Raw genomic sequence first — 15,680 nt, forward strand, 5'->3', positions numbered from 1 at the left:
GGCCGGTTGGGCACCCAGGCAGCAGGGCGCGAATTCTACCGCACAGCCGGACAAATGCAAATAGGGGCCGGGGGCGCTATTATGCGCCCGCCGAGACCGGCCCCGACGCGGCCGGCTCGCGGCGCCCTTTTCAGGAGGAACCATGCGCGTATTGGGTATCGAATCCAGCTGTGACGAAACCGGGGTGGCGATTTACGACACCCGTGCCGGCTTGCTCGGGCAGGCGTTGTTCAGCCAGATCGCGATGCACGCCGAGTACGGCGGCGTGGTGCCGGAGCTGGCCAGCCGCGACCACGTGCGCCGGCTGCTGCCCCTGGTGCGCCAGGTAATGAGCGAGGCGGACACCGGCCCGGAGAAACTGGATGGCGTGGCGTATACCGCCGGGCCGGGGCTGGCCGGGGCGTTGCTGGTGGGCGCCGGGGTGGGGCGGGCCCTGGCCTACGGCTGGAATCTGCCGGCGGTGCCGGTGCATCACATGGAAGGCCACCTGCTGGCGCCGCAACTGGAAGCCGACGCGCCGGCGTTCCCGTTCGTGGCGCTGCTGGTCAGCGGCGGCCACACGCTGCTGCTCGACGCCCGCGGCCTGGGCGACTACGTGCCCCTGGGGGAATCGGTGGACGACGCCGCCGGCGAGGCGTTCGATAAAGTCGCCAAGATGATGGGCCTGGGCTACCCCGGCGGCCCACGGGTGGCGAAGCTGGCCGAGACCGGCACGCCCGGCCGGTTCCGTTTCCCCCGGCCGATGACCGACCGCCCGGGGCTGGACATGAGCTTCTCGGGCCTGAAGACCTTCACCCTCAATACCATCAACGACCTGGGCGGGCCCGCCGCGCTCAGCGACCAGGACCGCGCCGACGTCGCCCGTGCCTTTGAGGAGGCGGCGGTGGACACCCTGGTGATCAAGTGCCGGCGCGCCATCCAGGCCAGCGGCCACCAGCGCCTGGTGGTGGCCGGCGGCGTCAGCGCCAACCGGCGCCTGCGGGAAAAACTGGACGCCGACATGAAAAAGCGCGGTGTGCGGGTGTACTACCCGGGCCTGCAATACTGCACCGACAACGGCGCCATGATCGCCTACGCCGGCGCCCTGCGCCTGCAGGCCGGCGAACACAGCGACCTGCCGATCAGCGTGCGGCCGCGTTGGCCGTTGGTGGAGTTGGAGGCGCTGGGGTAGGGCGCTGGACGCCGGACGCTAGACGCCGGACGCTAGACGCTGGACGCTAAACCCGTGCCACCGGCCAGCTTTGCGGGTTTGCAGAAACGTTCTGCGAACCCGCAAGACTTGCGGCCACGGGTTTTGACTTAGCGTCCGGCGTCCGGCGTCTGGCGTCCAGCGCCTAGCTCTTCCTCCGAAACCCCAATTCCTCGCCGCTGAGCAGCTTGGCGAGGTTGGCGCGGTGGCGGATGAACATGATCACGGTGAGGGCGGCCATTGGCCAGAAGGCACCGGGGAGCCAGAACCACAGGCTGATCGGGGCGGCCACGAAGGCGCTCAGCGACGCCACCGAGGAAATCCGGGTGATGCCGAAGACCCCCAGCCAAACGCCGCCGGCGATCAGGCCGCTGAGCCAGTGCAACGGGAACAGCAGACCGAAAGCGGTGGCCACGCCCTTGCCGCCGCGGAATTGAAAGAACACCGGGAACAGATGGCCGAGAAAAGCGCAGAAGCCGACCAGCGCCACCGCGAACGGCGACAACTCCAGGGCGCGGGCGATCAGCACCGGCACGGTGCCTTTGAGCACGTCGCCGAGCAGGGTCAGGGCGGCGGCGGGTTTGCCGCCGATGCGCAGCACATTGGTGGCGCCCGGGTTGCTGGAGCCCTGGGTGCGCGGGTCGGGGTAACCGAACAGCCGGCACACCAGAATCGCGCTGGACACCGAGCCCAGCAGGTAGGCGCCCGCGCACAAAGCCAACAACCAGATCCCGCTTTCCTGTAATGCCATGGCGTCCACCGGCTATAATTCCCATTGTGAAGTCCACGGCATTGTACACGCACCGCGTGGCTTGCATGCATACGCGATGACCGGCCCGCCCGGGGCATCGCGTCCGCGAACCGTAACAAGAGATGTGGCCGTGCGCACGCGCCACCTGGAGCCCCATGGATATCGTCTATATCAGTGACCTGAAGGTCAGCACCGTGATCGGCATCTTCGACTGGGAGCGCCGTATCCGCCAGACCGTCAGCCTGGACCTGGAAATGGCCACCGACATCCGCCGCGCCGCTGCCAGCGACCAGATCGACGACGCCCTGGACTACAAGTCCATCGGCAAACGGGTGATCGCCTTTATCGAGGAAAGCGAATTCCAATTGGTGGAAACCCTGGCCGAGAAAGTCGCGCAAATGGTGCGCGAGGAGTTCGGCGTGAGCTGGTTGAAACTGCGCCTGAGCAAGCCCGGCGCGCTGCGTGGCTCGCGCGACGTGGGCGTGATCATCGAGCGCGGGGAGCGCGGCTGATGGCAACGGTGTTTCTCAGCCTGGGCTCCAACATCGACCGCGAGCACAACATCCACTCCGGCCTGGACCACCTCGCCGAGGCGTTTGGCGAGCTGGCCTTGAGCCCGGTGTACGAAAGCGAAGCGGTGGGCTTCGACGGCAGCCCCTTTTATAACCTGGTGGTGCAAATCGACACCGCCCTGGCGGTGGCCGAGCTGGCCGAGGCGCTGCGCCACATCGAACGGGCCCACGGCCGCGTGCGCGGCGAAAAGAAGTTCGCCAGCCGCACCCTGGACATCGACATCCTCACCTACGACCAGCTCAGCGGCGACGTCGACGGCGTCAACCTGCCCCGCGATGAGATTCTCAAGCACGCCTTCGTGCTCAAGCCGCTGGCGGACCTGGCGCCGCGCGCGGAACATCCGGTGCTGCGGCGCGGTTACGCGGCGCTGCTTGAGGAGTACGATTTTCCCGGGCAGCGTTTGTGGACGGTGCCGTTTCAGTGGCCGGCTGGAATCTGACGCGCCGCGGAAAGATCAAATCCGTCGCTGGCACGGCGGCCACTGCCCCGAACCTGATGGTTTTGGCATCAGTCGTTGCGTGCCGAAGGCAAAAGATCAAAACCAAAAGGCGGAGGCCGGCGGCAAAGCTCAGCGCAGGCTGAGCGGAGAGCCGTCGATGGGTAGCCATTGTCTGAATTCGTCACAGCTCATATCGTGTGCCACGCCATTGACAGTCACCGTGATCTGATCGCTGCCGGCGAAATACACATTAATGCTGGTGTTGTCGGCGCCGTTGACAGTAATGTCTCCGCTTTCGCTGCAGACGTCGCCGTCGTATGTCCGTGGCGTGTTGGTCACCACGTCCACGTAGCTTTGCAAACCCTCAGCAAGCAGCGGTGTAAGGCGACCGTTAGTGGTCACTCCCGGCTGTTCTTCAGAAAGCATCTCGACAACGCTGGACCAGTCTTTGACACTGAGCTGGAAATTCATTTCCGACGCATCGCCGGTCTCGTTTTCGATCTTTTGATTTATTTTAAAAGTAAAGTTCGCTTCGGTGAGCGAGGGAGCTGGGTCAGAACTCACCTTCCCAGAGCCGTCCAGCTCCAAAGATTCTGAGTTAAAATATTCATAACTCAGTTCCAACAAAACATAGAACCGCTGAGCGTCGAAAAAGAAAGGAGAAGCCGGCTCGGGGCTGTCATAAGTTAATTGCAGCTCGCCATCAAGCACCTCACGAAAAGTTTCATCGTCGTTGGTAGCGGTACAATTGTCGGCGGAGAGGAGGCTTAGTCGTTCATTATTTGTAGCGTCAAGGCTGGTCTCTAGGGTGGCGCTGCCACTTTGGCATTCCGGACTGGTGACGATAGTTCCAGGGATGGAAAAATTCGTCAGGCTGAGCGCTATCTCCGGCGCTATAAGTGTTTGTGCGACAACCTGAGCGGCGTTGTCGTCGGTGATTTTCAGTGGGCCGGCGCTGCTGTCGTGGTGGCTGCTGCTGTCGCCGCCGCAGGCGCTGAGAACAAGGGCGCCGAGAACGGCGGGCACAAGGGTGCGTGTCCGGCTGTGGGCAGCCGGGAGTAGACGGTGTTTCATGGTGGTATCCCCCCTAGGGATTGAGTCTGTCAGGATAATCGGGCGCTGACCGGCTGTTGTGAAGTTTGGGTATTGTTGGTGTGCCGGTGCGCGGATTCGAATAATAGCGCATTGCCGGGGGCTGGGAAGCCCCCGGCGTGCATCAGCCGTTGGCGGTGGGTTCGGCAAGCCACTGCAGGAACTGTTCGCAGGTTCGTTCGCTTTGCGCGACGCCGTTCACCGTTACGGTGATGTGGTCCGCGCCGTTGAACAGGACGCTGGTGTAGCTGCTGCCGGCGCCTTCCAGGGTGATCTCGCCGCCGATCGGGCAGTCCGAGTCGGGACTGACTCTGATGCCGGGCGCTTCGGTGATCAGTTCCACGGGCAGGTCCGAGCCGGGGATTAGCAGTTGGCCGCTGACCTGGAGCAGGTCGTCGTCGCCGGTGGCGCTGGCGATTACGCTCAGGCCGGGAAAGCGCAACACGATGTCATTGGGTGGATCGCTCGGGGCGGTGTTGCGGAAGCTGGTCAGGGTCCCGTTGGCGGTATAGCTGAGCGGCGAGACGGTGCCTTCCGGTAACTCGAATACGCCGTCGGCGGTATCCACCCGGCCGTTGGTGTCGCCAAGCTGTAACTCGTTGGAGAACTGCTCGGCGACGATGCGGCTCACATCGCCGTTCTCGTTGTATTCAAAACTTAAGCCGCCGTCGATTATCTGGCCGAACCAGGGACCAGACCCGAAACTATAGCTTTGCGTGCACTGGTCAAAGAACACCGAAGTGACCCGGTTCTGGTCGTTCAGGGTTTGTTCCTGGCTGCCGCCGTCGGTGCAATCGTTGAGGACCACGTAGTTCGGGTCGGTGGCGTCGATCAGCGCCGCCAACAGCGGTGGGCTGGTGGTCAGGCTGGACCAGGTCTGATCGATGGCCACCGGCGCGGTGCTTTCATCAATGCTTAATGCCGTTTCCGTGCGGTGGTGGTGTGAGTCGCCGCCGCAAGCGGCCAGTGAAAGTGATGACAATGCCGCCAGCGCGCACAGCGCAAAGCGGCCGGTTCGGGCGTGGTGCCCGCCGGTCGTTTTCTGGTTCATGGTTCCCCCCAAATGGAGCCCGTGGGCTCCGGTTCAAATGCAAAGTTATGGTGCAAATGCGGCGCGGCCTGGCCGCGCTCGGTAATGTTTTAGCATTCGGCCAGGGGTGGGGCAATTTTTCGCTGCGCGCTTTGTTTTATACAAGTCCGTTTAAAACGCGTAGGGCAGCACCCGGTAGATGTCCTGCAGGTAGGGCGCCAGGGTGTCGCAGGTCAGGGTTTCGCCATTGCCATTGGTGGTCAGCACCAGTTCATCGCCGTTGAAGGTCAGGTTGGCGCTGCTGTCGTCGTCGTCGGCCAGATCCAGGGCGCCCAGGTCCGGGCAGGTGTTGTCGGAGAAATGGATCGGGATCGAGGTGCTGGCGTCGGCGCTGCCGGCCAGCTCGCCGTGGAAGGTAATCCGGCCGTCGATGCTGTTGTCGGCGTTGCCGTCGTTGGCCAGTGCGAAGCGGGAGTCGTAGTCCTGGAAATCCCAGCGCAGACTTTGCGCGTCGATGGGGGTGGGGTCGCCTTCGACTTCGCGGTGGTAATCGACAGCGAGCCTCATGTTGACATCCACAAAGCTGAATTCCACCGGCTCGGGCAGCAACGAGACGGTAAAGGCGCCGTCCAGGGTAAGGGTGTGCACGGTGATCTCGCCGTCGCTGCTTTCCCGGGTTTCCACCGTCAGGTTGTCGGCGAGCACATGAATGGGCGCGTCCACGCCCTCGCCGTCGTAGATCATGCTCAGGCCGCCATTCTGAATGCGCTGGTAGCCGTCGTCATTGAGCTGGCAGTCCTGATAGGTGACCTGTTCGGTTCTGAAATCCTCGCCGAGTTCGGCGTCCGCCGTGGCCGGGTCGTCGCAATAGATGGCGGGTGCGTACATCAGTTGGGTGACCGGGTCGAACAGCATCAGCAGGGTATTGCTGGACAGTATGGTCTGGGCCATCAGGTTGAGGGCCGAGTCGCGATTGATCAGTGCGGTGGTGTCCGGTGGCTCGGAGCCGTTGTCGTCGCCATTGTTGTCGCCGCCATTGTCCACCGGCGGATTATTGTCCCGCTGGTCATGGTGGTGGTCATCGCCGCCGCAGGCGGCGAGCAGAATCGTCAGTACGAGAATAAACAGCCAGACGCCGGCGCGGGCGCTGCTGCGGTTGGTAAAGTCCATGTGGTTGTCCCCAAAACACAGCCCAAGGGCGAGGCCGAGCCTCGCCATGCGATCACGTGGACACCTCGAAGGCGTGCCACCGCCAACAGACTGCCAGGGGCGTGGGGCCGGCTCTATCACCGTGGTTTCAGGGAAAGTGGACGTTTTGTCCCGGCGGGCTTACCGCCCCTGATCAGAGGGGCGGCAGCGTGTTGCCGTGGCGGGCAATCAGATCGGTGAATTGGGGAAATCCATGGCTTCCTGGAGCCAGGCCCCGTACTCCTCGCAGCTGTAATGGGTGCCCACGCCATTAAGCGTGATCAGAATGTCGTCATTGTCGATCACGCTCAGGTTCAGTGAGGTGCCGTCGCCGCCCTCCGCGGTGATGTCGCCCGCACTGGGACAGCTCGAGAGACCGTTCGCGCCGACCGGCGCGTAGGTGGTCAATACGACGCGGCCAGCCGGGTCACCCAGTGTCACATCGCCGGAGAGCTCGGCCAGGTAGGCGCCACTTTGATTGACCCCAATCTGGCGGTAGTCATCAAGGATCCACTGGCGTTGGAATGACTGCTGCTCCCCGTCGTACGTGCTGTCGAGGGAAAAGGCCAGAGTGCCATCCACTTCTTGGAAATCCGAGTTCTCCAGATTCTCATCCACCTGGAAATCAATCTCGCCGTCGAAGCTGAAGTGAGTCTCCGATGAATTGTCGGTGTCGCCGTACGTGGAGATCAGGGTGAAACTCTCTGCGTTCAACTCCGAGGGCGGCGCATCGGGGTCCTCACTGTCGTAGTCAAATCGCAGGGTCCCGTCCACTGTAACGCCGTTCTCCACCACGCAATCGCTCATTGAAGCAGAGACCGGCCGCTCCAGGTCGTCGGATTGCACACTTGCCTCGCCTGACAGGCAGTTTTGTCCGGTTGCCAGAAAGCCTGCCGCTGAAATCATGGCATAGAAACTCTCGGGCAGTAGTTGGGCAAACAGCAGCGTATCCCCTGCGACCCGGGCGGCATTGGCTTCGCTCAATACCAGAGCCTGGGGCTCGGGGTCGGGGTCGGCGGAGGAATGGGAAGAATCGCCGCCGCAGGCGGACAGCATCGCGCACGCCACGGCGAGCATCGCCATGGCGTTTTTCTTTTTGCTCATCATTGGTTGACCCCCAGTAAAGTGTTAATGCCCGGCACGGGCGCTATTATTTTGTCTTCTTTCCGAGCTGAAGGATACTTCGGAATGAGAGGGGCGCCCCTCCTTGCTATCGATGCAAGGGTCGCGGCGCGCTCGGCTCAACCGCCGGGGAAGGACAGCGAACGACCGCCGTCCACGGCCAGGATCTGGCCGGTGACGTAGGGGGCGTCCAGGGCCAGCCAGGCGACCGCGCCGGCGATGTCGCCGGGGCTGCCGGCGCGGCCCAGGGCGGTGGCGTCGACAATGGTGGCTTGTTGGTCCTGGCCGTTTTCGGACGACAGGGGCTCGGGCCACAGGATCGCCCCGGGGGCGACGCCGTTGACGCGCACCGTCGGCCCCAGTTCGCGGGCCAGGCCGCGGGTCATCGTCGCCAGGCCGGCCTTGGCCATGCAGTAGAGGCTGTGATTGAGCAGCGGCTTTTCCGCGTACACGTCGACCAGATTGACGATGGCGCCGGTGCCCGTGTCGGCGAGGGCGCCGGCCAGGCGCTGGCTGAGCAGAAACGGAGCACGCAGGTTGCTGTGCATGAGCGCGTCCCAATCCTGGTCGGTCGCTTGGGCCAGGGGGGTGGGGTAGAAGCTGGAGGCGTTGTTGACCAGCACTTGCAGGGTGCCGAAGGCGTCCAGGGCGCGGTCCGCCAGGTCGCGCACCGCGTGCGGGTCGTTGAGGTCCGCTGGCAGCGCCATGGCGCTGTCGGCGCGCCGCTGGTTCAGTTCCGCCACCAGTGCCTCGGCGTCGGCGGCACTGCGATGGTAGTGGACGATGACCCGGCACTGCCGTTGGTGGAGGCCGCGCACGATTTCCGCGCCGATGCGTCGGGCGCCCCCGGTGATCAGGGCGACGGGTCCTGTTGCCATTGTTCCTGGAACTCCTTCTTGTATTCCTTGAGGGCGCGCACCCGTTTGTCGTCCAGGGCGCGCCCCAGGGCCGGGCCGTTGAGGCCGGCTTCACGCAGGCCGGCGACGTCCACGGTGCGAATGATTTCCGCCGCGCCGATCAGAAATTCCCGTTGTGGGAACGGCGCTTTGGGGTCGGCGGCGCAGGTGCGGAAATCCGCTTCGCAGGCGTCCACCAGGAATTTGAGACGCCGCGGCCGGCGCAGCACGTCGAGCGTGCGCAGCAGGTGCAGCAGCGCCGGGGGGCGCAGTTTAAGCGCCCGGTGCACCTGAACCTGCCAGCGCACCATGGTCATGCCCGCGTCGGCCATCTCTTTGGGGGCCTTGAGCCGCTCGGACATTTCCCGGGCCGGGGTTTCGCCGCGCCGTTCGTGGTTGCGGTGATCCGGCCAGCCGTCCGGGGTGGTCATGCTTTTGCCGAGATCATGACACAGCAGGGCGTAGCGGGGCGTCAGGGGCAGGTTCTGGCGGGCCGCCTGGGCCAGGCAGCGCCATTGGTGGGTCAACACGTCCACGGTGGGGTGATGATCGGGGGCCTGGGGGATGCCGTCCAGGTCGGCCAGTTCCGGGAACAGGTCGGCCAGGGCGCCGCAATCGTGCAGGGTGCGGAAGAAGATCTGCGGCGATTTTTCCATCAGGGCGCGGCTGGTCTCTTTCCAGACCCGCTCGGCGACCAGGTGGCGCAGCTCTCCGCTGAGGGTAATGCGGGTCATCATCTGCACGGTTTCCTCGGCGACGCGAAAGCCCAGTGAGTAATAGCGGGCGGCGAAGCGCGCCACGCGCAGCACGCGCAGAGGGTCCTCGGCGAAGGCGTCGGACACATGGCGCAGCACCTTGGCCTCGAGGTCGGCTCGACCGTTGAAGGGATCGATGATGCTGCCATCGGGGGCCTGGGCCATGGCGTTGATGGTCAGGTCGCGGCGGATCAGATCCTGCTCCAGGGTAATGTCCGGCGCGGTGTGGAACACGAAGCCGCCGTGGCCATGGCCGCTCTTGCGTTCGGTGCGCGCGAGCGCATACTCCTCGCCGGTTTGTGGATGCAGGAATACCGGAAAGTCGTTGCCGACCGGTTTGAAACCGCTGGCCTGAAGCGCTTCCGGCGTGCCGCCGACCACCACCCAGTCCTTTTCCTTGACCGGTAATCCAAGTAGTTCGTCGCGGACGGCGCCGCCTACCAGATAAATGTCCATTTGTTCGTTATAACCCCTTTAACGCAAAATACTCGCACGTCTGTTGTTGTTCTGGAACCGGCCGTGGTTGGCGATGGCAGGTGCATCAGGCGGGTGTGTGGCCCGTCGAGCAGGCCCCGCAGCCGCATTGTCACCACGCGTGCGCTTGTTCACAACCCCTTCCGCTTGCGAATTTGCTGTCCCCTTTTTTATTTCTTTGCGTCGGAGAATGAATGAATACCGCGCTTGCGTACCTGATCGTGATCGCTGTCTGGGCGACCACGCCGCTGGCGATTAAATGGAGTGGCGAGGCCTTGCCGCCGCTGGCGGCGGCCGGTGCGCGCATGGCGTGCGCCGCGCTGCTGGGGCTGGTGTGGCTGGCGGCGCGGCGCCAGCCGTTGCCGCTGCACCGCCATGCCTTGCTCAGTTACGTGGCGGCGCTGCCGGGCATCTTCGGCGCCATGGGCTGCAGCTATATGGCGGCACGGGATCTGCCCTCGGGGCTGATTTCGGTGATGTTTGGGCTGGCGCCGTTGATCTCGGGCATTTTTTTGCAACTGGTGCCTGGTGGATTCCGGCTCAACCGCTGGCACTGGCTGGCGTGTCTGTTGGGCGTGGCGGGGCTGGCGCTGGTGTTCGATGACAGCCTGGCGTCCCTGTTGCGGGGCGACCCGGGGCAGCGTGGCCGGGGGCTGCTGTGGATGCTCTGCGCGGTGACGCTGTTTGCCGGCTCGGGCATCGTGGTGCAGCGGGTCGGTGCGGGGCTGGCGCCGATGGCGCAGACGGTGGGCGGCTTGTTGTTGTCGGTGCCGTTGTACGGGCTGGCACTGTGGGCCAGTGGTCAGGGGCTGGCCTTCAGCGGCGCGGCGCGCGGCCTGTTCGCGATTGCTTATCTGGCTACCTTCGGCTCGTTGCTGGGCTTTTATTGCTATTTCCAGGTATTGGCACGGATGCCGGCGGCAACGGTCGCGCTGGTGACGCTGATCACGCCGGTGCTGGCGCTGTTGCTGGGCGCCTCGCTCAACGATGAGCGGCTTGGCGTGCCGGTGCTGGCGGGCACCAGCCTGATCGTGATGGCCCTGGGGCTGTATCTGCTCGGCGACCGGCGAGTACGCCGGCGGGTCGTTTCCACCACGATTGATGACGGGTAAGGTCATTGCGCCCGTGGGATTGCCTCAGTAGGGTCGAAACCTGTTTAACGGCCGCCGCCGCGCAGCCTGTCCGCTGTGCCGCCCGCGTGGCCATTCGCGAGCATCTGGGAGAGAGAAACAATGAAAACACGCATTACGGAATTGCTGGGCACGCGCTATCCGATTGTCCAGGGCGGCATGCAGAACGTGGGCTACGCGGAACTGGCGGCGGCGGTCTCCAACGCCGGTGGCCTGGGCGTGATCACCGGCCTGACCCAGCCGACGCCGGAGGATCTCGCCAAGGAGATCGCTCGCTGTCAGCAAATGACCGACCAGCCGTTCGGGGTTAATCTGACGCTGCTGCCGACCATCAAACCGGTGCCCTACGACGAGTACGTTCAGGTGATCGTCGATGCCGGCGTGAAAATCGTCGAGACCGCCGGGCGCAGCCCGGAGCCGTTCATGGCCACCTTTAACCAGCATGGCATCAAGGTGATTCATAAATGCACCTCGGTGCGGCACGCCCTGAAAGCGGAGAAGCTGGGCTGTTCGGCGGTCTCGGTGGACGGCTTTGAGTGCGCCGGCCACCCCGGTGAAGACGACGTCACCAACCTGGTGCTGCTGCCCGCCGCCGCCCGCGTGCTGAAGATTCCCATGCTCGCCTCTGGCGGCATTGGCACCGGCGTGCAGATGGCCGCCTGCCTGGCGCTGGGCGCGGACGGCATCAATATGGGCACCCGCTTTATGGCCACCAAAGAGGCGCCCATTCACGACAACATCAAGCGCGCCATCGTCGCCGCCAGCGAACGGGACACGGCGCTGGTGTACCGGCCGCTGCGCAACACCGCGCGGGTCTATAAGAACAAGGTCGCCGAGCAGGTCAACGAGATCGAGCGCGAGGCCGGTAAGGACATGAAGTTCGAGCTGATCCGCGACATGGTCGCCGGCACCAAGGGCAAGGTGGCCCTCAGCGAGGGCGACATCGACCACGGCATCTGGACCAGCGGCATGGTGCAGGGCCTGATCGATTCCATCCCCAGCTGTGAAGAGCTGATCCAGGACATCATCGGCGAATGCCAGAGCACCGTGCGCGAGCGTTTGAATGCGTTGATGGCGTGATCGCGGCGCGGTTGAGGAGACGCCGGACGCCGGACGCCTGACGCCGGACGCTAAACCCTTAGTCGGATGGGTGTGACGTGTTTCCTGCTACGTTAGCGTTACAGAAAACATGCCCATCCTTTCCGCATCGGGTTTTAGCGTCCGGCGTCAGGCGTCCAGCGTCCAGCGTCCAGCGTCCAGCGTCCAGCGTCCGTGCGAAACGCCACCAACGGCGTCACCGCCGGTGCCAGGCGAACCCGGCTGCCTTCGGCCAGGCGCGGGTGGCCGGGCAGGCTGCACACCAGTTGCTGGCCGTCGTTAAGCGCCAGGGTGTACCACACGCGGGCACCACGAAACACGCTGCCCACCACCCGCGCTCGCAGTGGGCCGTGCGGGTCGGTGTGTAAATCCTCCGGTCGTATCAGCACCTCCACCGGGTCACCGGGGCGGGCGTCGTGCACGGCCGTCACCGGCACGCTGGCACCGTCCAGTTCGGCCTGGCCCGGGTGGCTCAGGCGTGCTCGCAAAAAACGCCCACGGCCCAGGAATTCCGCCACGAATCGGTTGGCGGGCCGTTGGTAGAGGCGCGCCGGCGTATCCCACTGTTGTATTCGTCCCTGACGCATCACGCCGAGGCGGTCGGCCATGGCGAAGGCTTCCTGTTGATCGTGAGTGACCATCAGCGCGGTGCTGCCCTGGTCGCGCAGAATGGCGCGCACATCGGCGCTGATCTGTTCGCGCAGTTCCGCGTCCAGAGCGGAGAACGGCTCATCCAGCAGCAACAGACGTGGCCGTGGCGCCATCGCCCGGGCCAGCGCCACGCGCTGCTGCTGGCCGCCGGAAAGCTGGTGTGGGTAGCGCCGGCCGAGCCCGGGCAGGCCCACCCGGTCCAGCAATTCCGCCACCCGCTGGCGGCGCTGGGAGCGGCGTTCGCGGGGCAGGCCAAAGGCGATGTTGGCGGCCACGTCCAGGTGCGGAAACAGCGCCATGTCTTGAAACACCATGCCCACCCGGCGCTGCTCCGGCGGCACCGGTTCGCCGGCGCCCAGCATCCGCTCGCCGGCCAGCGTCAGCGCACCGCGCTGGGCGTCCACGAAGCCGGCGATCAGCCGCAGCAAGGTGGTTTTACCGCAGCCGGAGGGGCCCAGCAGGCAGCCGATCTCGCCTGTTGGCAGGCTCAGGTCGATGCCGTCGAGCACGGTCTGGCCGGCCAGCCGGACGTGCACGGCGTCAAGGCGCAGCATGGGCGGTCTCCTCAAGGCGCTGGCCGGGCGGGGCGTTGCCCGGGTCGGATGTGGGCCGCGGGTGATCCAGGGAGCGGGTCAACAGCAGCACCGGAATCACCCCGGCGAGCAGGATCGCCAGTGCCGGCAGGGCGGCGTCGGCGAGGCGCTCGTCGGAGGCCAGCTCGAAGGCGCGCACCGCCAGGGTGTTGGTGTTGAACGGGCGCAGCACCAGGGCGGCGGGAAGCTCTTTGAGGGTGTCCACGAACACCAGCAGCGCGGCGCTGGCCAGCGGCACCCGCAACAGCGGCAGGTGCACCCGGCGCAGCAGGCGCGCCGGGCCGGCACCCAGCGAGCGGGCGGCGTGATCGAGGCTGGGCGGCAATGCCTGAAGGCCGGCGTCCAGGCTTTGAATGGGAATGGTGGCGAAGCGCACCGTGCAGGCGAACACCACCGCGAACAGGGTACCCGAGAGCAGCAGGCCGGGCGCGGCCAGGCCAACGGCGCCGGCCAGCCGGTTCACGCCCTGATCGAGCGCGGCCAGCACCAACACCGTGCCCACCGCCAGCACCGTGCCGGGCACCGCGTAGCCGAAACCGGCCAGGCTGGCGGCCAGCCGGCGTGGCCGGTCGGGCCGCAGCCGGCGGGCCCAGACCAGCGCCAGGGCCAGCGCGGTGGTGGCCAGCGCCGTGCACAGCGCAATCAGCAGGCTGGTGCCGACCAGCTTGAGAAAGTCCGCGTCGCCGGCCTGGGCCAGGCGCGGCAGGCTCCAGATCAGAAGCTGCAGGGCCGGCAGCACGAAGCCAAGTAGCACCGGCAGGCACAGCGCCAGCGGCACCAGCACCGCCGGTGCCGCGCGCAACGTCAGCGCCGCTGCCGGGCGGGCGTCGCCGCTCACCCGGCGCTGCCGCCGGGCGCCTCGCTCCAGGGCCAGCAGCGCCACCATCGCCGCCAGCAGCACGGCGGCCAGTTGCGCGGCGGCGAGCCGGTCGCCGAGCCCGAACCAGGTGCGGAAGATGCCGGTGCTCAGGGTGGGCACGCCGAAGTAGGCCACGGTGCCGTAGTCGGCCAGGGTTTCCATCAGCACCAGCGCCAGGCCGGCAATGATCGCTGGCCGCGCCAGCGGCAAGGCGACGCGGAAAAACCGCCGGGCCGGGCCGGCGCCGAGGCTGCGCGCCACCTCCTGGGCGAGGGCCGATTGGTGCACGAAGGCGGCGCGGGCCAGCAGGTAGACATAGGGATACAGCACCAGGGTCAGCATCAGCGCCGCGCCCCAGGGGTTGCGGATGTCGGGCAGCGCCACCGGCAGCCAGGCCTGCAGCGGCCCTTCCGGGGCCAGCAGGCCGGTCCAGGTGTAGGCAATCAGATAGGCGGGGCAGGCCATTGGGAGCAGCAGCGCCCATTGCAGGAGCCGATGCCCGGGAAAGCGCAGCCGCGCCACCGCCCAGGCGGCGGCGGTGCCGATCACCAGGGTGCCGCCACCGGTGAGCAGCGCCAGCAATAACGAGTGCCGCAGATAGACCGGCAACACCGTGGCGGTCAGGTGCGACCACTGCGGCGACGGCCCCGCCAGCCAGCTGCCGGCGACCACCAACACCGGGGTCGCCAGCGCCAGGGCCAGGGCCAGCAGCAGCGCCGAGCGCGGATTAAACCGGCGGGCCGTGCTCAGGGAAACCTCAGCGCCAGCCGGCGCGGTCCATCACGCGGACCGCCTCGCCGTTGAGTTCGCCCAGCTTCACCAGCGGCAAAGTGTCGGCTTTGAAATCGCCCCAGCTGGACAGCCGGTCGCTGGCCGGCACGGTGGCGCGCACCGGGTATTCGTGGTTGGCGTCGGCGTACCAGCGCTGGGCTTCGTCACTGACCAGGAATTCCAGCAGCCGCACCGCGTGATCCCGATTCGGCGCATCGCGGGTGACGCCGGCGCCGGAAATGTTGATGTGGGTGCCACGGCCATCCTGGTTGGGCCAGAACACCGCCACCCGCGAGGCGGTTTCCTGGCTTTGTGGGTCGGCCTGCATCATGGCCAGGTAGTAGGTGTTGACCAGCGCCAGGTCGCACTCGCCGGCCACCACCGCTTTGATCTGGTCGCGGTCGCCGCCCACCGGGTTGCGCGCCAGGTTGGCCACCAGGCCACGCACCCAGGTTTCGGTGGCCTCGGCGCCGTCATGGGCGATCAGGCTGGCGACCAGGGACTGGTTATAGATGTTGTCCGAGGAGCGCACGCACAGGCGGCCGCGCCAGCGCGGGTCGGCCAACCCTTCGTAGCTGGACAGTTGAGCGGATTCGACCCGGTCCGGGGCGTACACGATGACCCGCGCGCGCACCGACAGACCAAACCAGCGGCCTTGCGGGTCGCGCAGTTCGGCGGGCACCGCGTCTTCGAGCACGGCGTTGTCGGTGCTCGCCAGCAGGGCGGCCTGATCGGCGCGGTAGAGGCGCCCGGCGTCGGTGGTCAGCAGCAGGTCGGCGGGGCTGTGTTCACCTTCCGCTTTGATGCGCTCGACCAGGGCATCGGCGTTGCCGGTGATCAGGTTGACCTTGACGCCGGTCTGTTCGGTGAAGCGCTCCAGCAGAGGCTTGATCAGCGCCTCTTTGCGCGCCGAATAGACGTTGACCTCTTCGCTTTCGTTGCCGCAACCGGCAACCAGGAACAGGGCGAACAGCGGCGACAAAAACAGTAAAGAGCGCATGCAACAATCTCCGGATAACGAGGGCGCCGGAGTATAAACACTAATGAGAATATTTATCAATTAAGGGTC

General features: G+C 65.8%; 15 protein-coding genes. 5 read left to right on the top strand and 10 right to left on the bottom strand.

Features of this window, described 5'->3' with window-relative positions:
• Positions 1 to 142: 142 nt before the first annotated feature.
• Positions 143 to 1,171, top strand: coding sequence for a tRNA (adenosine(37)-N6)-threonylcarbamoyltransferase complex transferase subunit TsaD (gene tsaD / locus CGS25_RS05405; protein WP_101674833.1), 1,029 nt, complete (start codon positions 143 to 145; stop codon positions 1,169 to 1,171).
• Between the two features lie 163 nt (positions 1,172 to 1,334).
• Here tsaD and plsY read toward each other — a convergent pair whose 3' ends face one another.
• Positions 1,335 to 1,940: a glycerol-3-phosphate 1-O-acyltransferase PlsY gene (gene plsY / locus CGS25_RS05410; protein ID WP_101674834.1), complete on the bottom strand. Its 606-nt coding sequence runs from the start codon at positions 1,938 to 1,940 to the stop codon at positions 1,335 to 1,337.
• 155 nt (positions 1,941 to 2,095) lie between these two features.
• Here plsY and folB point away from each other — a divergent pair, with 155 nt between their 5' ends.
• Positions 2,096 to 2,452, top strand: a complete 357-nt coding sequence (gene folB / locus CGS25_RS05415; protein WP_089031093.1) for a dihydroneopterin aldolase — start codon at positions 2,096 to 2,098, stop codon at positions 2,450 to 2,452.
• Positions 2,452 to 2,952, top strand: a complete 501-nt coding sequence (gene folK / locus CGS25_RS05420) for a 2-amino-4-hydroxy-6-hydroxymethyldihydropteridine diphosphokinase (protein ID WP_101674835.1) — start codon at positions 2,452 to 2,454, stop codon at positions 2,950 to 2,952. The genes folB and folK overlap by 1 nt, the downstream gene beginning before the upstream one ends.
• 129 nt (positions 2,953 to 3,081) lie before the next feature.
• Here folK and CGS25_RS05425 read toward each other — a convergent pair whose 3' ends face one another.
• From CGS25_RS05425 to CGS25_RS05450, 6 genes are all read right to left on the bottom strand, one after another.
• Entirely contained in the window at positions 3,082 to 4,026 is a 945-nt protein-coding gene (locus tag CGS25_RS05425; protein ID WP_101674836.1) for a hypothetical protein, read from the bottom strand.
• 142 nt (positions 4,027 to 4,168) lie between these two features.
• Entirely contained in the window at positions 4,169 to 5,095 is a 927-nt protein-coding gene (locus CGS25_RS05430) for a hypothetical protein (protein WP_089031096.1), read from the bottom strand.
• A 150-nt stretch (positions 5,096 to 5,245) separates the two neighbouring features.
• Positions 5,246 to 6,244, bottom strand: a complete 999-nt coding sequence (locus tag CGS25_RS05435; RefSeq protein ID WP_101674837.1) for a hypothetical protein — start codon at positions 6,242 to 6,244, stop codon at positions 5,246 to 5,248.
• 207 nt (positions 6,245 to 6,451) lie between these two features.
• Positions 6,452 to 7,369, bottom strand: a complete 918-nt coding sequence (locus tag CGS25_RS05440; RefSeq protein ID WP_089031098.1) for a hypothetical protein — start codon at positions 7,367 to 7,369, stop codon at positions 6,452 to 6,454.
• A gap of 134 nt (positions 7,370 to 7,503) precedes the next feature.
• Positions 7,504 to 8,262, bottom strand: a complete 759-nt coding sequence (locus CGS25_RS05445; protein ID WP_101674838.1) for a pteridine reductase — start codon at positions 8,260 to 8,262, stop codon at positions 7,504 to 7,506.
• On the bottom strand, positions 8,238 to 9,491 hold the full coding sequence (locus tag CGS25_RS05450) for a multifunctional CCA addition/repair protein (RefSeq protein ID WP_101674839.1): 1,254 nt from the start codon (positions 9,489 to 9,491) through the stop codon (positions 8,238 to 8,240). The genes CGS25_RS05445 and CGS25_RS05450 overlap by 25 nt, the downstream gene beginning before the upstream one ends.
• A gap of 212 nt (positions 9,492 to 9,703) precedes the next feature.
• Here CGS25_RS05450 and CGS25_RS05455 point away from each other — a divergent pair, with 212 nt between their 5' ends.
• Positions 9,704 to 10,621, top strand: a complete 918-nt coding sequence (locus CGS25_RS05455; RefSeq protein WP_101674840.1) for a DMT family transporter — start codon at positions 9,704 to 9,706, stop codon at positions 10,619 to 10,621.
• Between the two features lie 120 nt (positions 10,622 to 10,741).
• Complete coding sequence (locus CGS25_RS05460; protein ID WP_101674841.1) at positions 10,742 to 11,719, top strand: NAD(P)H-dependent flavin oxidoreductase; 978 nt, start codon at positions 10,742 to 10,744, stop codon at positions 11,717 to 11,719.
• 134 nt (positions 11,720 to 11,853) lie between these two features.
• Here the strand turns inward: CGS25_RS05460 and CGS25_RS05465 are convergent, their stop codons facing one another.
• From CGS25_RS05465 to CGS25_RS05475, 3 genes are all read right to left on the bottom strand, one after another.
• Positions 11,854 to 12,942: an ABC transporter ATP-binding protein gene (locus CGS25_RS05465; RefSeq protein WP_101674842.1), complete on the bottom strand. Its 1,089-nt coding sequence runs from the start codon at positions 12,940 to 12,942 to the stop codon at positions 11,854 to 11,856.
• On the bottom strand, positions 12,929 to 14,518 hold the full coding sequence (locus CGS25_RS05470) for an ABC transporter permease (RefSeq protein WP_232802265.1): 1,590 nt from the start codon (positions 14,516 to 14,518) through the stop codon (positions 12,929 to 12,931). The genes CGS25_RS05465 and CGS25_RS05470 overlap by 14 nt, the downstream gene beginning before the upstream one ends.
• Before the next feature lie 79 nt (positions 14,519 to 14,597).
• Complete coding sequence (locus CGS25_RS05475; protein ID WP_101674844.1) at positions 14,598 to 15,611, bottom strand: Fe(3+) ABC transporter substrate-binding protein; 1,014 nt, start codon at positions 15,609 to 15,611, stop codon at positions 14,598 to 14,600.
• Between the last annotated feature and the right edge of the window lie 69 nt (positions 15,612 to 15,680).

The sequence above is a fragment of the Alloalcanivorax mobilis genome (genome assembly GCF_002864685.1).
Classification (GTDB): domain Bacteria; phylum Pseudomonadota; class Gammaproteobacteria; order Pseudomonadales; family Alcanivoracaceae; genus Alloalcanivorax; species Alloalcanivorax mobilis.